Genomic DNA, 20,855 nt, shown 5'->3' with positions numbered 1-20,855 from the left:
GCCGGTTCTAGAGAAACCGGCTAGGTCGGACGGCATTCATGATAGCTCGCCGGACGAGTCTGTCAACTCGCTGCGCGCAAAACCGGTTTTCTATTGAAGCAACAAAAAAGCCCGCCATAGCGGCGGGCCATTTCACAGGAACGAGCTATTCGTTGATTCCCATCTGCGTGAGGATGAAAGCATAGTCGAAGGCGAATTCGTGGATGCGATCGTAGCGTCCGCTGGATCCGCCGTGCCCCGCGGGCGAAAGGTTCGTCTTCAGAATTACGAGGTGATCGTCTTTTCGCAGCGCACGCATTTTCGCTACGTATTTAGCGGGCTCCCAATACATCACCTGGCTGTCGTTGAAGCTTGTCTTCACCAGCATATTGGGATAGGGCTTCGCATCGATGTTGTCGTAAGGCGAGTAGGAATACATGTAGTCGAAGGCGGCTTTTTCCTTCGGATTGCCCCACTCTTCAAACTCGCCGACCGTGAGCGGCAACGACTCGTCGAGCATGGTGTTGATTACATCAACGAACGGCACTCCGACAATCGCAGCATGGAAGAGATCCGGACGCATATTCAGCACGGCGCCCATCAGCAAGCCACCGGCGCTGCGGCCCTCGATCACCAACTTGTCCTTGGTGCCGTAGTTGTTCTTCAGGAGATACTCAGCGCTGTCAATAAAGTCATTGAACGTGTTCTTCTTGTTCATCATGCGACCGGCATTGTGCCAGGCCTTGCCCATTTCGCCGCCGCCGCGAATGTGCGCAATCGCCACAACTACGCCGCGGTCCGCCAACGAGAAGAAATTCGAGTTGAAGTTGATGTCAATCGAGGCCCCATAAGAACCGTAAGCATAGAGGTAGAGTGGCTCTTTGCCGTCGAGCTTCGTTGTCTTTGCGTACAACACTGAGACCGGAACTTTTTCGCCATCTCGTGCGGGCGCATACAACTGCTCAACTTTGTATTTGGTGCCGTCGTAGTTAGGCACCTCTCGCTGTTTCAGCAGCTTCGACTCACCGGTGGTCACGTCGTATTCATATGTCGAAACCGGCGTGATGAACGATGTGTACATGTAACGGAACTTCTTGGTGTCGTAGTCCGCGTTCATGTAGCTCATGGTGTTGTACGCGGGCTCGGGGAACGTAATGTCCTTCGATTTGCCGCTTGTGATATCCACCACGCGCAGCAGCGGCAGGCCCTTCTCGCGCGTATGCAACACGTAGAAGTCCTTGAAGAATTCCGCGCGGTTGAGCATGGTCTCCGCGCGCTGCGGAATCACTTCTTGCCAATGCGCTTTGCCGGGATTGTCCACCGGCGTCTTGACCAGCCGATAGTTGACCCCGGTGTCGTTCACAGTTAGATAGAAGAACTTTCCATTGTGGTCAGGAGTGTACTTCACGTCCTGCTTGCGGGGCTCAATCAGCTTCCACTCCGCGTTCGGTTGGTCTGCGCGGATGTACTTTGCTTCGCTCGTCGTATGGCTCGCCGAACTCAGGAAAATGTATCCCTTGCTCCGCGACTTCCATACATAGACGTCGTAGCGCTCATCTTTTTCTTCGTAGATCAGATCGTCGGCGCCGGTGTTACCCACCGTGTGCTTGTACACGCGATATTGCCGCTTCGCAGAATCCTCGACCGTGTAGAAAATCGTCTTATTGTCGTTCGCCCACGCGATCGATCCGGTTTTTGCAATGTGGTCCGGAAGATCCTGGCCGGTGCGCATGTCGCGCACATACAAATCGTATTGCCGGAAGCCGGTGCTGTCGGTCGAGTACGCCAGCAGGTTGCCGTCGTCGCTCGGCTCGAATTCCGCCAGCGACATGAACTTCTTTCCTTTAGCCAGTTCGTTCACGTCAATGACGACTTGCTCCGGCGCATCCAGCGAGCCCTTTTTCCGGCATCGGATCGCATACTGCTTGCCGGCTTCCGTCCGCGAATAATAGAAGTAACCATCCTGCGGATAGGGAACATCCACATCGGTTTCCTTGATGCGGCCCAGCATCTCGTCATAGAGCTTTTTCTGCAGCGGCTCGGTCGGCTTCATCACCGAATCGGTGTACACGTTCTCGGCCTCAAGATACGCGCGCACTTCCGGATTCGGCTTATCGCGCAGCCAGTAATAATTGTCGGTGAGGGTGTGACCGTTGATCTCGGTGGTCTTGGGTTCTTTCTTGGCGACGGGCGGCGTAGCGGTTTGAGCGGGGGACAAGTTCGTCATCACTAACAATAGTAGCGGAAGAGCGAGACGCATGTGGGCTCCTGAAATTCGTGAGAAGTATAACGGCTACCGAAGGGAGAAATGCGGCAAGTTCCAATGCCGCCAAATCGCAATAGATCGTAAAGCGAAACAAACGATTCCGCCGAGCGTTGCCGCCAGCGCAGGCTTCAACTTGAGCTTCAGCGCCAGCACCATTAAACTGCAACCGACAATCGCAGCGGTCGCATAGATATCCGCGCGCAATACCGTCGGCACTTGGGCCAGTAGAACATCACGAACTACTCCGCCACCCACGCCGGTTACGGTGCCGAGCAAAACTGCAACGACGGGTGGCATGTTGTACAGCAGCGCCTTTTCGGTTCCAGCAACGGCATACAACGAGAGTGCGGCTGCATCCAGCACTGCCAGGGACCACAACGGAATTACGTGAATAATCGGAAAGAAGAAAAATACGCTGGCTGCGCCCGCCAATGCCGCAGTAGGGAAGCGCCAGTCCTTCAGTGAACTCGGTGGGATCGCGCCGATCAGCAGGTCGCGAATGATGCCACCAGTAAACGCAGTTACGAACCCGAGTACAAGGAATCCCATCAGGTCGAGGTTCGCGACTACTCCCGCAAGAGCGCCCTCGAGGCCGAAGAGAAAGGCCCCGATCAGGTCAATCAGTACAAGGTTCGGAACAATCGGGCGGTCCATGCGAGTCACTACTTCAACAGGTCGGAACGCGATAATCAATTCATTTTTGCCACAATCCCGGTCACCCTTTCCCAAGATCGCGTGCGAGCAGCAGCAGTTCAGTTCCGTGATACTTCACCTTCATCGATTCCCGAAACCCGCACTTTTCCGCCACCCGAATCGACCGCTGGTTCTGCGGCGCTATGATGCATGTCGTCCGAGCCCGATCAAACTTCTCATCGCCCCACGCCAACGCTGCCTGTACCGCCTCCGTCGCGTATCCCTGGCCATGTGCGCTCGGTGTGAGCACCCAACCAACCTCCGGCGCCAGATCTACCGGCGGATCAAGATCGCGGCGCAAGTCAAGAAATCCCACGTCGCCCACAAATGCTCCCGAGCTTTTGTCTTCTACTACCCACATTCCAAACCCAAGCAACGCCCAGTGTCCCGCGTGCCGCAGCAGTCGCGACCATGACTCTTCCGGCGTGAACGGCTTCTCGCGAATGTACTGCGTGACTGCCGGATCACCCCACAACCTGGCACTGTTTTCGAAATCGGAAAGTTGGTGCCCGCGCATCCGCAGCCGGGAGGTTTCAAGCACGGGAACGTCAAGCATTCCGACAGTGTACCGTGGAGAAACAACGAGGGCTTCCGCCCGGTTGAGCGGAAGCCCAGAGCAGAGGCGAGCAATTAGCTCTTGACCACCTTCGCCTTCTCATCCCACGTTACGGCGCTGCCGCGGAAGTACGACTCATTCGCCATGTGGCATGCCAACGCCGCGTGATGCCCGAACAGCGCATCTTCGACAACCGGCTTGCGCGACTTCACTGACGAGAAGAAGTTCCACAGGTGCGGTTTTACATCATCGAAGTCCGGGCCCTTGAATACGATCGTCTCCGGCATTGGCTCCTGCCCGATTGGACGCGCATGTTCCGTTCGCCACTGCCTCTCGTATGTCGCTTTCATCGCGGCAGGGAAGCTTGAATCGTAATAACTCGGCGATGTATCCACACCGGGCTGAGGAGTAAAGCTCAGACCAAATTCCCTCATCTCTAAAATGCCCTTCGACCCTTGGAAGCGATAAGTCTCAGGCATGTCGGTTCCAAGGTTCAAGCGCATATATACCGGAATGTCGCCATACTGGAACAGTGACGCGTGGACATCCGGCATATTGCGGCCATCTTTCCAGCGCAGGATGCCGCCCATCGCCATTACTTTCTTGGGCGCCTCGTTCCAGCCGAGGACGACCATCATGCCGCTGACGAGGTGCACCAGCAGATCGCCAGCCACGCCGGTTCCATATTCCTTCCAGCAACGCCAGCGCGCGAAGATCTCACCGTTAAACGGCTTCTTTGGCACCGTACCTTGCCAGGTATCCCAGTCGAGGGTTGCGGGCGACAAATCCAGCGGTGGAGGATACTCCCACGCTCCGGTCGGATCGTTGCGTCCCAGCCAGCCCTCGACCATCATCAGATCGCCGAGCACACCTTCCTGCACCAGTTGCTTCGCCTTCGCACAGATCTGTGAACTCACGCGCTGCGAACCAATCTGCACGATGCGCTTGTACTTGTTCTGCGCCTCGACAAAATCCACGCCCTCCGCCGCTGTGTGCGACATCGGCTTCTCGCAATAAATGTCCTTGCCAGCGGCGCAGGCGTCCACCACGATTTGCTTATGCCAATGGTCGGGAACCGCCGCGATCAGGCAATCGATCTCCTTGTTGTCGAGCAACTCGTGATACTTCCGCGTCACGGGAAGGTTGGGATTGTTCGTAATTTCGCGCGCCAACACATGACGCCCGTCATACAAGTCGCATGCAGCGACGCATTGGATGCCCGGCAAGTCAATCGCATTCGCCAGGAGGCCGTTGCCCTGCATTCCGATTCCGATGATGCCAATGCGTAGTCGATCGCTCGCCGCCACATTCTGCGGCAGCGCGTACACCGGGTCCGGATCGAGCAGGATCGTCTTCGCTGCAATTGCACTCGCTCCCGCCGCCAGCCCCAATCCCATAAATCTACGTCGCGAAAAATCGTTCTTCATAAGGATTGCTCTCCTAAACCCACAATGTATGCTCTGTCATCCTGAGCGAAGCGACCAAAGGTCGCGAAGTCGAAGGACCCTATCGCTAAAGTAATTTCCAGGAGCTACTCCGCCGGCGTCACCGTCACCTTTCGATACGCCACATGTCCCACTTCGCTGCCCTGCAAATAAATCGGTCCGGGATCGGCTTCATTGCTGTCCAGCGCGCCGCCCGTGAGGCCCGGAATCTCTTTGTGGTCGATGATCGTTTTCCCGTTCAATACGACGGTGACCCAGCGGCCGAGCAGAGTGATGTCATAGGTCTGCCACACATCAGATTGCCGCGGTGGTTTTGGATCGCCGACCAAAAATCCATAAATGGACCCCGTGTGATGTTCTGGGCCTTCATTCGCGGAATCGGTTTCTATCTGCGCCTCGTAGCGTCCGCGTAAGTACACACCGCTGTTCGCGGTGCCGTGGATGTTGAACTCCACATGGATCTTGAAGTCTTTAAACTTCTGGTTGCTGATGATCTCCGGTCCATGTTCCGGGCTGGTCAGCGCTCCATCAATGACCTTCCACGGATTGGTGGCTTTTGGATCACTCATCGTCCAGCCGGTGAGGTCCTTGCCATTGAAGAGATCAATCGGCTTGCCCCACTTCGGATTCTTCTGCGCGTCGAGCTTCGGCGCACGTTTCGCGATCCACGTCCATTGGCCGCCCTTCGGCGCATTTACCGTGCCTGAGAGCATATCGCCCTTGAGCGTGCCCTCGTAGACCATGTCGGCGGTCGCGTCCTCTTCTTCTTTGGGAGATACGAACGTCAGCGTACCGTCTTTCATCTCTGCCTTCGGCAACGGACGCGCATTTCCCCAGCGACCGGTGAACTGGGCGGTGAGCTTTCCGTCTTTCTCGCTCAACTCGAGCCACGACGGATATTCCTTGTCACCGGTGACGGTCAGGTCCCAGCGACCTAAAAACTTCTTGTCTTGTGCGATTGCAAATGATGTAAGTGCGGATGCGAACAGCAGGAGTACTGCCAGTTTGCGCATAGAGGCCCTCAGAAAGAGAATCTTCAGTCCGCAAACCTTGTATGCTCACACAAAAGTGTTGTCAAGTTGACCGCGTCACCGAGCGGTGTGCCGCAGGAATACCGTGGCCCGCGAGCCAATCTTTTCCTTCAACGAAGCACTTTCTGAGAACGGCTTCAGGGCTGCGCGCAATTCATCCTCGAACTCCGCCCGCCGGTCGCCAAGCATCTCAGGCGAAGTGTTTGACCGCGAAAGCGCCCGCCCCACCAACTCGTCTACTGTGACCTCTCGCTCGTCAACCACGGCGATTGACTCGCCTTCTACGAAGTGCGTCTCCGCGAACCAATCCGCGCCGTTCTTGCGATAGATGGATTCGTCTTCCGTGACATACCGCCGCCGTGTGTCGTTAAAGCTCTTCAGCCACGGACTCTCGGCGCTCTCCAGCGTAGTCGCGCCGCAGATCAGTACACAGCCATCGTTCGTCAAGAGTTCATCGATCTTCCGCAGTGCCGCCGGGCGTTTCAGCCAATGCAGCGCCCGCCCAATGGTGATGATGTCGAATCGTTGCGAAGTAGGGAAGTCCTCCAGTCGCGAGTGGAGAAACGTAACGTTGGCCTTCGCGTCCATAGCGGCAGCGTGCGCCGCTTGCAACATTCCCGGCTCCGGATCAATCCCAACCGCTTCGCCCACATATGGCGCGAACCCAAGCGTTAGCAATCCCGGTCCGCAGCCCACATCCAGCAGATGCTCGCTGCCCAGCCACTTCAGTTCGGTCGCTACTGTTTGGAAGAACGCACTGCTATACGGCTCTCGACAGCGCGCGTAGAACTCGACGGTACTCGCAAATCGGCCCATGCCTACGCCGTCTGCGCCTTCAACTCCGGCGAATAGAACGCCGCATTCTGCGCGCCTCGCGCCGCTTCGCGCGCAAAGCTGATTAAATGATGCGACACCAGGCTCACGTGAATAATATCTTCAATATCCAGCTCACGTAGCGCGGGACGCGCCATCTTCCAGAACACTCGGCGGTAATCGCTCTTCACGCCGACGATCCACATCAGCTTCGCCAACGTTGTAAATCCGCGAAGCATGTTGCGCAAGTTCGCTTTCCCGCTCGGCGGCGGCTGCACGCGATGGGGATACGTATTCTTCTGCTGGTACGAAAACCGCTCGTAGATGGCCTCCGGCGTAAACGCGTTTTGGAAGGTCTTGCGCCACATCGCGACTACCTGGTCGTAGGGCAGTACGAATTCCACATTGGACTCGCGTCCGGGCGCGTCGTTCAATCTTCCGGCAGCCTGCAATCGCCGATACAACGGGGTCCTCGGCAGCGCCTCGAGCAGGTTAATCGTCAGCACCGGGATTTGCGATTCCGCGACGAATTTCAAAATCCGCTCGCCGGTCTCAACCGTGTCGCTATCGAGGCCCATGATGATCCCACTCACCACTTCGATCCCAAAGCTGTTCAGCGTCTGGATCGCCTCAAGCACCGGCACGGTATTGTTGTGGTCTTTCGAGATCAATTTCAGAGCCGCCGGGTCCGGCGTCTCAATGCCGACAAAGATCGTCCAGAAGTCTGCCTCGCGCATCAGCGCCAGCAAATCCGGGGACTTCACGATATTTAACGTCGCTTCGCAAGCGAACTCCACGGGGTAGTTGTTCTTCTTCTGCCACTCTACGAGATGCGGCAGCAGTTCCAGCGCGGCCTTGCGGTTCCCGACGAAGTTGTCGTCCACGAAGTACACCGCGCCGATCGCGCCACCCGCCACGATCGCGTCCAGCTCTTTCAATATCTGCTGCGGCGTCTTCAATCGCGGATTCCGCCCATAGAGCTCGGGAATATCGCAGAACTCGCACCGATAGGGGCACCCGCTGGAGAACTGCACATTCGCGAGGAAGTACTTGTCCATTGCCGCCATGTCGTATGCAGGAGTAGGGAAGTCGGCCAGCGGCAACCGTTCCTTCGTCTCGAACCTTACCTGCTCATGCGGTCGCGCGACGGAAACCTCCAGCAACTGAATGAGCGTGTCCGTCGCATCGCCCAATTCTCCAACGTGCAAATAGTCAAACTCCGGATAATGCTCTGGGCATCCTGAAACAGACGGCCCACCGATCACCGTCACTTTCCCAAATGAATGCGCGCGCCGGTTGATGGCGTTGATCTGGTTGCGCTGGATGTGCATGCCGCTGGTCATCACCACGTCGGCCCAGCGATAATCCGCATCTGACGCGGGCTTCACGTTTTCATCCACGAAGCGCACCTGCCAGCGCTTTGGCAAATAGGCCGCGATCACCAGCATCCCCTGCGGCGGCATAAACGCCTTCACGCCAAGCAGCGGATAGGCATTATCAAACGTGCCGAACGATTTCTCGTAACGAGGAAAGACGCACAAGACACGCCGGGATGTCTGGTTGGGTTCGAGAGACAAGGTGGGAAAAGTATAGCGGAGTTCTGGTCAGAGTTTACTTACGATTCCGTCATCCTAAGGGAAGTTAATAGGCCAGGAGCGCCACACCTGCGGCCACGAGTACTGCCGCCACCAGGCGCTTCTTGTCCACATCTTCCTTCAGGAAGACCTTAGCCGCGAACGCATTCGTAATGAACGTCATCGAGGCGGACGCCGGCACCACCAAACTGACGTCGCCCCACGAGAGTGCTATCACCAGGCTGTAGAACGCGATCGCCATGAACATCAGTCCCAACATGAAGCTCGGGCTCGTGACCACGCGAAGGATGACGTAGGGGATGCCGCGCTCACGCCGCAGTTTGCCGACATCACCAATCTTTTTCATTGCATGTGACTGCAAAATGTCGCCGGCTGTCGAAGCAAATACCACTGCGAAGATGAACGACCACGTATAGACGTTCTTCATCCCCGCACCTCAACTGCCTCTGCGGGTGTTTCCGACTCTCGCGGGGTCACGTGCGATCCGCTGGCCACGAAGCAAACTCCCGCGACAATCAGCAGGATCCCCAGCCAACGGACGAAGCTCACTTGTTCATGCAGGAAGAACTTGGCAATCAGCGCAATCAGGATGTACCCCACAGCGCTCGCCGGCAGCACATAGGTCAGGTCGGCCCACGACAGGGAAGTGAGGTAGCTGGCGAAGTAGCACAGCAGGCATATCACGCCGCTCACCACCCACGGGTTCCCAAAGATTTGGAACGCCATGTGCCAGTTGCCGAGCGAGATGGATCCCAGTTCCTTCATGCCGCGCGACAGGAAACAATCGCCGAGGGCTCCGAAGACAATCACGCCCAGAAGGATCAGATAACGCTTAAAGCTCAAAACTCGTCCTTTATTTCAGGGCAGGCGCCCTTCATCAATTAGACCACATCATGCTCTGTCATCCTGAGCGAAGGGACCGAAGGTCGCGGAGTCGAAGGCCCCCTGCCGCTCTGCACGCTCACCAATAAAAATGGCACGGCCGAAGCCGTGCCACTGGATAAAACCAACCTACACATTCACCGGCTCTGCCGGCTCATTCTTTTTCGGATTGATGTTCGACTTCGCCTGCTGTTCACGCGCGACCTTCACGGCCTTATTGCGTACGCTGCGCAGCTTCATGAAGTCCTTGGCTTCTTTGTAGAGACGCTTGCGCTCCACATTATTGAATACAGCCTTGCGCACGATGCGGAAGATCGCCTTCGGGCGGAAATAGTATTCGTCGTAGAACTTGTGCACCATCTCCATCACGTAATCGCGGGGCAGGCCGGGGTATTCGATCATCGCGACCTGGTGGCCCTGGTCGTCCACCATTGCAGCGCCTTCCTGCACGATGAAGCCATTGGCCTTCGCGTAGTCGTAAAGCTCCGTTCCCGGATACGCGTGCGCGATTGAAACCTGGATCGTCTCGACGTCAAGTTCTTTCGCGAAATCCATGGTGCGGCGGATCGTCTCTTTCGTCTCGCCCGGCAGGCCGAGGATGAAATCGCCGTGCACCTTCAGGCCGAGTTTGTGGCAATCCTTGGTAAAGGCCCGCGCGCGCTCGACGGTGGCGCCCTTCTTAATGTTTTTCAAAATCTGCGGATCGCCCGATTCGTAACCAACGATCAGCAGCCGGCATCCGGCTTCCTTCATCGCCTTCAGCGTCTCGTAGTCGGTGGTCACGCGCGAGGTGCAGCTCCAGGTCATCCCCAGCGGCTTCAGCTTTTCGCAAAGCTCGATGGTGCGTGCCTTCTGGATGTTGAAGGTATCGTCGTCGAAGAAGAACTCGCGCACCCAAGGGAAGAGTTCCATGGCCCGCTTCATCTCCGACGCTACCGCATCGCTGGAACGCTTGCGCCACGGATGCCCACTGAGGGTCTGCGGCCACAGGCAGAACGTGCATTGCGCTGGGCATCCACGCGTGGTGTACAGCGCGATGTACGGATGTAGCAGGAAGGGAACGTTGTAGCGCTTCACGTCGAGATCGCGCTTGTAAACGTCGATCACATCCGGCATCTCGTCGAGGTTCGAAACCGGCGGCCGGTCGGGATTGTGCACGACCTTGCCATCCGCGCCGCGATAACTGACACCGGTAATCTCGTTCAGCGGCTTGCCGTTGGCATACTCCACTACCGCGTAGTCGAACTCGCGGCGGACGATGAAATCAATCTCCGGACCCTCCGCCAGGGAACGCTCCGGCAGGGTCGTCACATGCGGCCCGACGAACGCAATCTTTACATTCGGGTTCGCGGTCTTCATCGCCTTGGCGATCTTCAGGTCGCCCGGGAAGCCGGGAGTGCTGGTGAACAGCACTACGAAGTCGTAGTCCTTGCTGATCTGGATCGTCTCGTCGAACGACACGTGGTGCGGCGGTGCATCGAGCAACCGCGACCCCTCCAGCATCCCAGCGGGATACGCGAGCCATACCGGATACCAGTAGGACTCGATCTCACGGGTGGCTGGCCAGCGCGAACTGGCGCCTCCGTCGTAATTCTCAAACGATGGCGGATTCAGAAACAGTGTCTTCAAAGGCATGTGTTCGTCTATTTTACCAGAGCGGCAGGCACCCGAAAGCGTAAGACCACGTGTAACTTAGGGCACATTCGTGACTACCGCAGCGGACGGAACCGGCAGTCACTCCAGTGGTAAATATTGGACGCTGAACGGCTTACGCCGTCGCAGAATATTTCACTGTCCTCTCGGTGGCACTTTCGCACACCAAGCCGTTTCTGGAGAATACCGGGGGCACGAGGCCCCACTCGTCTTACTGCACCACCAATGTCACATCCTGCGTCGCCGTCACGCTTCCGCTCGTACCCGTGATGTGCACTGTATAGCTCCCCGCGGGGGTACCGGGGATATGCGTTACACCGCCACCACCGCTTCCGTTACCTCCGCCGCCGCAGGCACTCATTCCAACGAACGCGATCACGATCAGCATCATGCCCAGGTACAGCAGCATGCGCTTGCGCCGTGACTTGCTGGTAAATCCCGGCACCAGGAACGCGATCCCGGGGAGTGCCAAGCTCACCGCCAGCGCTCCACCGAAAGTGTTCGCCTGTTGCTTGCCGGGCTCTGCACTGGTGCTCGCTGTGGTCGAGATCGTGAGCGCCACTGCTCCCGTTGTCGTGAGCGAAGTCGGCGAGAACGTACACGCCGTCTTACTTGGCAAACCGGAGCACGCAAACGTCAGCGCAGTGGAGAAGTTCGCGTCCGCTGGGGTCGTATTGATATTGAAGTTATAGGTTGCCGACGTTCCTGCGGTCACCGTGACGCTCGTTGGGTTTGTGCCGAAGTCGTAGGTGAAGCTGGTTGCCGTCGGTGTCGTGCCCGTTCCGGTGAACGAGATCACCACCGTAGGAGTCCCAACACCGGTCGTTGTGATGGATGCAGTAGCCGAGAACGATGCCGTGGCATTCGGCGTGAAAGTAAATCCTACTTTGCACGCTGCTCCGGCCGCGAGGGAGGTGCCGCAGGTCGTGCTGGCAGTGTCCAGCGCGAATTGCCCCGGGTTAGTACCGCCGAGTATCGCGGTTCCGAGCGTGACCGCGACCGCATCGTTGTTGGTCAACGTTACTGACTGTGCTGCACTCTTCTGGTTCTCTTGCGATGCGAAGGTCAATGAAGTTGGATTCGGGGTCACGCCGCTGGGCGTTCCCGTGCCGATCAGGGGCACGTTTACCGTCGGCGTACCGGTTCCTGTTGTCGTTAAGGAAGCCGAAGCTGAAAACGATCCGGCGGCCGCAGGTGTAAACGTAAAGCCGAGATTGCAAGTCAATCCCGCATCGAGCGTTGCGCCGCAGGTCGTACTCGCTGGATCGATCGCAAAGCTCGAAGCATTCGCGCCAGAGAGCGACGGAGTACCCAGTGTTACGAGCACCGCGTCATTGTTGGTCAAGGTGGCGGTCTGAACCGAAGAAGTAACGGTCGCCTCTGCGGTGAACGAAAGGGAGGTCGGACTCGCCGTCACGCCACTTGCACCGCTCAGGATTGTCTCCCAAGCACCGCGCCCGTGCGTCCATGCACGCAACCGTTTTTCGGTGCCATTCTTGAAAATGGCCACGTGGAAAACCGTAGTGTTCGGGAGGAAACCGGTCGCCCCTACCGTGTTCGGCCCGACCTCCGTCCACGTCGCAAATCCCGAAGTCACGAATACCCCGATGTCCGTCGCTACGTACACTACGTTGGCGTCGTCGGGATCGATCGCTACATCGTTGACCGGAACATCTGGCAGATCGTTCGTAATATCGGTCCACGAGGTCCCGAAATTCGTGCTCCGCCAAACTTTGCCTGGACCACCCGTGAAGCCCTGGATTCCTGCAAGGACCGTTGCGCCAGTTGCGTCATGCGGATCGACTGCCAACCCGGCCACCGCATACCCATTCGGGTTGATGGTGCTCGTGACGTCTGTCCAAGCTGTCGGGGCGGTGCCCGGCGCGCCTGCGTTCTTTGTCATGTAGACCGTGCTCGGTCCACCCGCGAGGCCCGTGTAAATCACCTTCGATCCCGCCGTAGTCTTCGGACCGCCAGCCGCAATGGAGGCCACCGGCACGTCGGTCGAATCATTACCGCAAGTCGTATCAAGCGCGGAGTTGAACTTGTGGCTAAGCGCGTTCTTGGTGCTGAGTCCGGGCCACGACGCGCCAGTGTTCCCGCCGCGCCAAATGCGGCACGTGCCGACAATCAATTTCGTCGGATCCTGCGGATCCAGGATGTACGGCATGTAGAAGGCGGAACTGTCATTGTCCACATTCTGCGAATAAACGATCGGATCCCATCCGCTGTTGGCGCAGGTCGCCAAATTCCCCACGCAGCCATCGATACTTACGTCGTAATACGAAGCGTAGTAGCGGGGTCCACCGGAGGTCACGGAATCAATCGCGTTGTATCCGCCATCGCCAAAGTGCACTTCGTTCCACCCCGCTGTGCCCGGCACGCCTAGTGTCGAATCCACGTACATCGTGCCGTTGTCCTGCGTGCCGCCCATGATCACTGACGGATCGGTCGGATGTTGGCTGCCCCAGATGAACTGCGCGAATGATCCGAGGTCCGCGTTCATGCTGTCGAAGACATTGAGCTTCGAACAATCGCCCGTCGTCAGCGTCGTCCCATCCAGAGAGCGGTACATGCCGCCGTCGTTGCCGAAGAACACCATCTTCGGGGTTGAGCCGAGATAGTCGAAGCCATGTTGGTCCGGATGCACGTTGGGATAAAGCGGATCGTTGCACGTGCTGTCGTAGACGTGGGTCAGGTTGATAAATGGCTTCGCGGTGCAGACTGGATTCGAGCTCGTGATCGAACACTTAAAGATGTTCACCGAGCCCATGTAAAGGTCTGTGCCCGTCCCGTTCGGCACTGCGCCAAGATACGCGTTGTACCACGACTGCACGCTGGGATCGGCATCGCCACCTACCGTTGCATAAGCTCCGGTTTCGTCGATTTGCGTCCACGATGTGCCGCCGTTCTTTGTCTGGTACAGGTTGAAGTCTGCCGTGTTGCCGCCCGCATCGAATCCGATCAGCCAGATGTACAACTCGTCCGTTGCTGAAGTCTCGGTGCCGGGCTTTACATAGCGCACCGCCATCGCTCCGCGGTACAACGGGCAGGTACCACTGCTGGTAGCGGCAGGGCAGTTCGCCGCAGAGAACAGCGCGTTATTCGGTTGCGTTGCGAGACGCGTAAACGTATGCCCCTGATCGCCTGATACATACACGCCGTGGTATCGGATAACGATGAAGAACTTGTCTTCCTTGGGGTTGTATACGACATCCATTACCGAGCTGCCGCTCAGAACTGACGTTCCGTCCTGAATCGTCGCCGTATGCCAGGTTGCTCCCGAATCGGATGACCAGGCCACACCGCGCACCGCGTCGTCGTTCCCCAGTGCCGTGCCCGGGCTCGCCACACCCGCGACCACGTTGTTCGTTTTGCCGGGACGCGAATTGAATGCGACTGCGCTGATGCTTTTACCGCTGAACTGAAGTGCCGAATCTGCTGTTTCCTGCACCAGCGTCCAATGCCCGCCGCCATCGTTCGATACGAAGAGGCCGAGGCCGTAATAAGAGTCTAGAGCGCTGTTCGGCTCCCCCGATCCGACGATAATCGTGTTGCTGTTGCCGGGCTGGATCGCAATCGATCCGACTGACAGCGTCGCCTGATCATCCATCAACGGTGACCACTGGATGTTCGCCGGGGTGGGGTCGACTGCGTTTGTGGATTTCCAGACGCCCCCATAAGCTCCGCCCACGAGCACCGTGTTTCCGGTTGCATCGGACTGGTCGACCGCTATCGCCGTAATGCGACCGGTCCAGCTCTGCGTCGCGTCCGATCCCCAAACAATTGGGGTCGGTCCCAACGGGCTCCAGATTGAGCTCGCATCGCCAATGCCCGAGACCTTCCCGCCGGCAGCGCGCTTGGCCTGCAAAGCCTGGAGATGGTTTGCTCGCATCTGCATCTTCCGCTCCGTGGCCTTCTGGAGCAGAAACGCCGGCGGAGTCGTCGTGTTCTTCGGCTTGCGGCTATGCAGGAACCATTCCGCGAACTTCGCCGGCTGGTCCTTCTCTTCGATCTCTCGCTCCCGTTCAAAGCGTCCCTTCGGAGGCTTCGCAGCCGCTGCTTTGCGATCGTGTTCCTTCTCCTTCTTATCAAGGTCACGCTGCTGCGCGAGAGCAGGGAACACCATCAACAGAGTCAGGACAAACGTAAGAATGTGGCGGGAGCGAAAGGTCACAGGGGGCCTCCAGAGGATTTCAGGCACGCAGGTTTGTTAAAACGAAAGGAAAGTATGTTGCTCTTCAGCTACTCTGTCAAAGTAAAACTCATTCGAAGTAGTAGTCGGAAGTGCCATTGCGACAAATGTTTACGGCGAAGTCGCAATCGTGTGACAACTCCACGCTGGGAACATGGAGCTTTTTCTTAGAAAGACTATACCGGGGTCGAGAACTCAGTACTTCCTCATATGGATTTCGGTTCCGTTCTTCTCGAACTTCACTTCATCCATCAACTTGTTAATCAGGAAAATTCCGCGGCCGTGATTGGAGAAGATGTTCTCGCTGCTCAGCGGGTCGGGGATGGCCGCAGGGTCAAATCCCGGGCCAGGGTCGCGAACCACGATCAAGATACCTGAGTCGCCACACGATACTCGGCACTCCACGGTCTTTGACGGGTCGCCATTCGCGCCATGCTTGATGGCGTTAGCGAGCGCTTCGCGCAGCGCGATCTCCACATCCAGCTCTTTGCCGGGAGCGCAGCAGCCCGTCTCATTCACCATGTGCATGATCTGATCCACAACGGGAGAGACTTCGGACTCGGCCGCCTTGAGGGTTATCGTGACGCCATGTTCGCTGCGGCCAAACGCGAAGGCGCCTGAATTCTGTTCGCTCGACATTCTCGTGTGTAAAGGGAGTGACATCTTACCACCCCATTGCATTCGATTGTAGCCGGATTCCGACGATGCGCCAGATTACGAAAAGTTACTCACGCGGTACCCACCGCCTTGTCCTTCTCGCCGCGTGGAACTTGACCACCCGCCACGATGGCAGCGCATCGTACCTTCTATTCCGGCATTGATCCCAACTTTCCGCCAGCAAAGGAGACATATGGCCGACAACAACCTGCAAGGACTCCGCGTAGCTATTCTCGCCACTGACCTATTCGAAGAGGCGGAGCTCATTGAGCCACGAAAAGCACTCGACGCCGCCGGCGCACGCACCGAAGTCGTTTCACCCAAAGCCGGTGAGATCCAGGCGGTGCAACACGACAAGAAGACGCAGAAGGTCAAGGTAGATCGCACTCTCGACAGCGTCTCTGTCGATGACTACGACGCCATCCTGCTTCCAGGCGGCGCCATGAACGCCGACGCACTGCGCATCGAGCGCAAAGCACAGGAACTCGTGCGTCATGCCAATGAAGCCAACATGCCGATCGCGGTCATCTGCCACGGGCCGTGGCTGCTGGTCTCCGCCGGTCTGCTGCAAGGCCGCAAGATGACCAGCTACAAGACGATCCAGGACGACATTCGCAACGCCGGCGCGACGTGGACGGATGAGCAGGTAGTGCGCGACAAGAACTGGGTAAGCAGCCGTCAACCGAGTGACATTCCGGCATTCAACCGCGAGATGCTCGCGCTCTTCGCCGAAGCGCGCACCCGGAAGGACAAAGCCGCGTAACGCAGAACGGCGTGAGCCTAACTCACGCCGTGTCTTACCATTGTTACTTGCACTCATGCACGCGAACGCAGACAGTGAACATGTGCAAGCCTATCTCAGGCCTTATCAGCCGAGCGATCTTGACGCACTCTGGCGGCTCGACCAGGTCTGCTTCGAAGACGGGATCTCTTATTCGAAGGGTGAACTCGATCACCACGTCAAACTAAAAACGGCATTTACCGTGATCGCTGAGGCCGAGCTGCAGAACGAGAGCGAGCACGAAACGCCGATCTGCGGATTCATTATCGCGCACCGCCGCCGTGGCGGTTACGGCCACATCCTCACCATCGACGTTGATCCCTATTTCCGCAAGCGCGCCGTCGGAACACTGTTGCTCAACGCCGCGCACGAACGCCTCGCGCGCGAAGGCTGCCACACCGTGTTCCTCGAGACCGCGGTCAACAACGTCGCCGCCCTGGCCTTCTATAAGAAGCATGGCTACAACATCGTTCGCACGATTCCACGCTACTACCACGCTACTGGCATGGATGCATTCCTGCTATCGGTCGCACTGAAACCCTGACACCGCTTCGCGCTCAGCCCTCAGCCCACAGCGCTCTGTCCCTCGCGTTCCTCTTTCCTGTCATCCTGAGGAGCGCAGCGACGAAGGATCTGCCGTTCTGCGGTTCTAACGCCGCTTGTTTGCTTGCGAGCAAACACTATCTTGCCTCCGCGCACGCAACGCAAACGATTCACCCACGATGGTCGTATTTCGTCCTACCGATCAGGAGTATCGCATTAAGACAATCTGGCGGAAACTGACTGTGTACTTATGGAGGTCATAATTTGTTCAGCTTTTCATTCAAATTTCCAATGAAACTGTTTCGATCAATCGACGCGGGAGCCTGCCAGTCTCTGTTGAGCATTTGCGAGATCCAGGAGCGCCTCGCCGGTGATGTGTTGTATCGAGAGGGTGAAGCGTCACGCGGGCTTTATATGGTGTTGCGCGGCGGAGTCAAGCTGACCCAGCGGAAGTCCCAGAACGAGTTCTTACTTGGCTGCCCTTCCGAGATCATCGGCATGCCCGCGGTCTTGCACGGGCCTTGCCACCGTCACACTGCGACGGTGATGGTGCGCTCGCTGTTCGCCTACATCAATCGGGCGGACTGCCTGAACTTCCTCAGGGACCATCCGAAAGCGGCCGAAGCCATCGCTGCCAGCTCCGATCTTCAGTTACACGCGCAGGAATCCGCCGCGTAATGAGTTCCGATTTCCTTGCTCCTCCCTGCAGGTCTGCTGTGGGGAATTTTTTTGTTCACACATACTGTTCGTCATTGCTCCGTTGCAGCCCGCTCAATGAGTAGTAAGATGCGACCCATGACTCCAGTCGAAACAGAGCGCCCTGCGACCAAAGTAGCGCGATCGGCGCTGGCGGTTGTCGCCGGCGCGGTAATCGCCACCGTGCTCATCGGCTTCGCGTTGTGGGCGGTTGCGGGCATCGGCCTCGCCGAGTTGGGGAAGATTGCGCGCGGCGGGAAGATCCAGATCAACGTGGACCAGCCGACCGTGATCCAGAAGATTCGGGCGCTGAATCGGCTGGAGAGCGTCAGCTACACCATGGACAAGATCGTCACCGGTGAGCGTGAAAACCTTTTGCTGCCGCACTTCCTCGCCGGCGACCGCCTATTGCTGGTGGTCCATGGTGAAGTCATCGCCGGCGTAGATCTTTCCAAGCTCGCAGCCAACGATGTGAAGGTAAGCGGCAAGATTGTACATGTCCATTTGCCGCCCGCCGAGATCTTTACCACTCGCCTCGATAACGCCAAGACCAAGGTCTATTCGCGGGACACTGGCGTGTTTTCCACCCCCGATCCAAACCTCGAAGGCGAAGTACGCGAAGAAGCCGAGCGCCAACTCACCAGCGCAGCCTTGCGGGATGGCGTGCTGAAGACGGCCCAACAGAACGCCGCTCAAACCATCACCAGCCTGCTGGGGGGACTAGGCTTCGAAAAAGTCGAGCTCCAATAATTCGCATCCCGAGCTGCAGGTAGGGAATCTGTTACCCCGAATCTAGCGAGGGAGCGAAACCATGCAAGAGCTAATCGATTCAATTCACGACGAGTTTCACGACGAGATACCCGCGACGCGCCGCGTGCTGGAGCGCGTGACCGACGAAAACCTTTCCTGGAAGCCGCATCCGAAGTCGCGATCACTCGGCGAATTGGCGTTCCATGTGGCCAACATCCCGGGAATGGCAGCAAAGATCATCGAGAACGATGAGTATGCCGCCGGCGCGGGCACCCCGACGCAAGTTACCAGCGCCGACCAGATTCGCCAGGCCTTCGAGAAGAGCGTGTTCGATGCGGATCGCGCCTTCAGCACTCTGACTCCAGAAAAGGCCGCCGCGGAGTGGCGGTTCCTGTTCCGCGACAAAGAGATCTTCCGTAAGAAACGCACGGCCGCACTGCGGACCAACATGCTGAACCATCTCTACCACCATCGCGGACAGTTGTCGGTATACCTGCGCTTGCTCGAGATTCCGGTGCCGATGGTGTATGGGCCGACCGCAGACGAAAACCCGTTCATTTGATTCTAATTTCGGCGAATGATTTCCCCGGCGGAGCGGGCACCAAGTCCGTCGGGGTAGATTATTTGTGCCGCGCTATCCTTCAATTGAGTGGCATGCCACCTTCGTAATGGTCAACTTCTCAATGAACCTCTCCCTTTCGTAACGGCTGCTCAGCCCTGGACTGTTGTATAAAGCGAACACCCCGACCCCACTCCTGGCCAGTGAGTGGTCCCCAACTCCAAATCCGTGAGGAACCGATGAAACCAAGAATATTGGTGGGCATCATGCTGTCGCTCGCAGCGGCGTGCCTGGCAATCTTGATCGCATGCGGTGGCAGCAGCAGCATGAACTCCAACAAGACGACGGGGACAGTCAACCTCTCAGTCAGTGATCCGCCCACGTGTGCGGCCCCAGCCGGCCCTTATTCCAACGTCTGGGTGACGATCAAAGACGTGCAAATTCACCAGAGCGCGTCCGCGGGACCAAGTGACGCGGGCTGGGTGGATCTCACGCCGAACCTCAAATCAGCACCGCAGCAGGTGGATCTGCTCGGGATCGCCGGCAACAATTGTTTCCTCGCGATGCTTGGTTCAAACGTCGAACTGCAAGCCGGGAGCTACCAGCAAATTCGAATCTATCTCTCCGACAGTTCCGACGCCAGCAAACTCACGACGAACCATTGCAGTGGATCCGACGTGAATTGCGTTGTCACTGGCGGAAACACTTTCACTCTTGAGCTCTCCAGCGAATCGAATACCGGCATCAAGATTCCATCCGGACAACTGGCAGGCGGCAACTTTACGATTGCGGCCGGAGAAGTGAAGGACCTCAACATCGACTTCGACGCCTGTCTCTCGATCGTGCATCAAGGCAATGGTAAATATCGGCTTAAGCCCGTGCTGCATGCCGGAGAAGTTCAACTGACATCCTCCTCGGTTACGGGTTCGCTTGTAGATAGCATCTCGCATACGTCCATCGTTGGTGGTGCGGCGGTGGTTGGGCTGGAGCAGAAGGACGCGAACGGGATCGACCGCGTCATCATGCAGACGGTTACGGATGCCCGCGGCAACTTCGTTTTTTGCCCCGTGCCAGCCGGAACGTACGACGTTGTAGCCGTGGCAGTAAATGGAGCCGGAGTGGCCTACGCTGCCACGATCACGACTGGCGTCCAACCCGGGAATGCTTTAGGAAATGTTCCGATGGTGGCTCAGGTAGGAGTTCCACTCACCAACGCGGAAATTGATGGGGAAATTACTTCGAGCACGGGGAGCGCAGCGGCAGCGGCGGATATAACGTTCTTCGCGATGCAATCGGTCTCTATCGAGGGCTCGACGGTGAACGTGATTATTCCACTGGCACAGCAATGGAGCTCGGCAACCGCGTCCATGACCACGGATCCGACGTCTGCGTGCGCGACGGCGACGGCCGCATGCGTCGCCTACCAGGTGTTCTTGCCGGCGATGTGGCCGAATGTTGGTGCATACGCTGCCTCCGGCGCGACTTACACCCAGAACAGCGCGACGCCAGTAACGTACGCGATCGGCGCCGATGCGTTTATTCCGGGATCGGCAGGAACGTCCGACTGCACGCCGCCGGGTGAGATCACGACCACCGGCGGTACGCCGATGACCGTGTCGCCAGGATCGCCGACCCCCGCCCCGACATTGGCGTTCACCGGGTGCCAGTAGATCGATTCCAAGCGTTAAGGCCCGTCGATGAGGCGGGCCTTTTTCTGTCCGTTGTACTACGGGAGAGCGTAGTCCGGAAGCAATCTGGTCT

The 20,855-nt window shown here is 57.7% G+C and carries 18 protein-coding genes; 6 read left to right on the top strand and 12 right to left on the bottom strand.

Translation table 11 applies throughout. The annotated features are described in order from the left end of the window. Positions 1–145: 145 nt before the first annotated feature. From ACID345_RS12000 to ACID345_RS25480, 12 genes are all read right to left on the bottom strand, one after another. Positions 146–2,239 carry a S9 family peptidase gene (locus tag ACID345_RS12000; protein ID WP_011523130.1) on the bottom strand — a complete coding sequence of 698 codons (2,094 nt, stop codon included), beginning with the start codon at positions 2,237–2,239 and terminating at the stop codon, positions 146–148. Between the two features lie 33 nt (positions 2,240–2,272). Then, positions 2,273–2,899: a trimeric intracellular cation channel family protein gene (locus ACID345_RS11995; RefSeq protein ID WP_011523129.1), complete on the bottom strand. Its 627-nt coding sequence runs from the start codon at positions 2,897–2,899 to the stop codon at positions 2,273–2,275. A 61-nt stretch (positions 2,900–2,960) separates the two neighbouring features. Beyond that, positions 2,961–3,479: a GNAT family N-acetyltransferase gene (locus ACID345_RS11990; protein WP_228370771.1), complete on the bottom strand. Its 519-nt coding sequence runs from the start codon at positions 3,477–3,479 to the stop codon at positions 2,961–2,963. Between the two features lie 89 nt (positions 3,480–3,568). Further along, positions 3,569–4,921 carry a Gfo/Idh/MocA family protein gene (locus ACID345_RS11985; protein WP_011523127.1) on the bottom strand — a complete coding sequence of 451 codons (1,353 nt, stop codon included), beginning with the start codon at positions 4,919–4,921 and terminating at the stop codon, positions 3,569–3,571. Between the two features lie 104 nt (positions 4,922–5,025). Continuing rightward, positions 5,026–5,952 (bottom strand): 3-keto-disaccharide hydrolase, encoded by a 927-nt coding sequence (locus ACID345_RS11980; protein WP_011523126.1) that lies wholly within the window; start codon positions 5,950–5,952, stop codon positions 5,026–5,028. Between the two features lie 75 nt (positions 5,953–6,027). After that, the gene (locus ACID345_RS11975; RefSeq protein WP_011523125.1) at positions 6,028–6,786 is read right to left on the bottom strand and encodes a class I SAM-dependent methyltransferase; all 759 of its coding nucleotides are present in this window, start codon (positions 6,784–6,786) and stop codon (positions 6,028–6,030) included. Positions 6,787–6,788: 2 nt separating this feature from the next. Continuing rightward, a complete protein-coding gene (locus ACID345_RS11970) occupies positions 6,789–8,324 on the bottom strand; it encodes a B12-binding domain-containing radical SAM protein (RefSeq protein WP_228370770.1) in 1,536 nt (511 codons plus the stop codon). 100 nt (positions 8,325–8,424) lie between these two features. Next, positions 8,425–8,805, bottom strand: coding sequence for an EamA family transporter (locus ACID345_RS11965; RefSeq protein WP_011523123.1), 381 nt, complete (start codon positions 8,803–8,805; stop codon positions 8,425–8,427). Further along, positions 8,802–9,221 (bottom strand): EamA family transporter, encoded by a 420-nt coding sequence (locus ACID345_RS11960; protein ID WP_011523122.1) that lies wholly within the window; start codon positions 9,219–9,221, stop codon positions 8,802–8,804. Before ACID345_RS11960 ends, ACID345_RS11965 begins: the two co-directional genes overlap by 4 nt. Positions 9,222–9,389: 168 nt before the next feature. Beyond that, entirely contained in the window at positions 9,390–10,895 is a 1,506-nt protein-coding gene (hpnJ, locus tag ACID345_RS11955; protein WP_011523121.1) for a hopanoid biosynthesis associated radical SAM protein HpnJ, read from the bottom strand. 229 nt (positions 10,896–11,124) lie between these two features. After that, a complete protein-coding gene (locus tag ACID345_RS11950) occupies positions 11,125–15,090 on the bottom strand; it encodes a choice-of-anchor D domain-containing protein (protein ID WP_011523120.1) in 3,966 nt (1,321 codons plus the stop codon). Positions 15,091–15,303: 213 nt separating this feature from the next. Next, positions 15,304–15,771, bottom strand: a complete 468-nt coding sequence (locus ACID345_RS25480; protein ID WP_011523119.1) for an ATP-binding protein — start codon at positions 15,769–15,771, stop codon at positions 15,304–15,306. 187 nt (positions 15,772–15,958) lie between these two features. Here ACID345_RS25480 and ACID345_RS11940 point away from each other — a divergent pair, with 187 nt between their 5' ends. The 6 genes from ACID345_RS11940 to ACID345_RS11915 all read left to right on the top strand — a co-directional run bounded on the left by ACID345_RS11940 (position 15,959) and on the right by ACID345_RS11915 (position 20,764). After that, positions 15,959–16,528, top strand: coding sequence for a type 1 glutamine amidotransferase domain-containing protein (locus tag ACID345_RS11940; protein WP_011523118.1), 570 nt, complete (start codon positions 15,959–15,961; stop codon positions 16,526–16,528). A 55-nt stretch (positions 16,529–16,583) separates the two neighbouring features. Further along, a complete protein-coding gene (locus ACID345_RS25475) occupies positions 16,584–17,090 on the top strand; it encodes a GNAT family N-acetyltransferase (protein ID WP_011523117.1) in 507 nt (168 codons plus the stop codon). 290 nt (positions 17,091–17,380) lie between these two features. Then, on the top strand, positions 17,381–17,767 hold the full coding sequence (locus ACID345_RS11930) for a Crp/Fnr family transcriptional regulator (protein WP_148210096.1): 387 nt from the start codon (positions 17,381–17,383) through the stop codon (positions 17,765–17,767). 108 nt (positions 17,768–17,875) lie between these two features. After that, the gene (locus tag ACID345_RS11925) at positions 17,876–18,535 is read left to right on the top strand and encodes a DUF4230 domain-containing protein (RefSeq protein ID WP_187148995.1); all 660 of its coding nucleotides are present in this window, start codon (positions 17,876–17,878) and stop codon (positions 18,533–18,535) included. A 61-nt stretch (positions 18,536–18,596) separates the two neighbouring features. Further along, positions 18,597–19,097: a DinB family protein gene (locus tag ACID345_RS11920; protein ID WP_011523114.1), complete on the top strand. Its 501-nt coding sequence runs from the start codon at positions 18,597–18,599 to the stop codon at positions 19,095–19,097. 236 nt (positions 19,098–19,333) lie between these two features. After that, entirely contained in the window at positions 19,334–20,764 is a 1,431-nt protein-coding gene (locus ACID345_RS11915; RefSeq protein WP_011523113.1) for a DUF4382 domain-containing protein, read from the top strand. The last annotated feature ends 91 nt before the right edge of the window (positions 20,765–20,855 follow it).

It is taken from the genome of Candidatus Koribacter versatilis Ellin345, from assembly GCF_000014005.1.
Classification (GTDB): Bacteria; Acidobacteriota; Terriglobia; order Terriglobales; family Acidobacteriaceae; genus Korobacter; species Korobacter versatilis_A.
The sequence above is the reverse complement of the archived record's forward strand: the minus strand, read 5'-3'. Positions and strand labels throughout refer to the sequence as shown.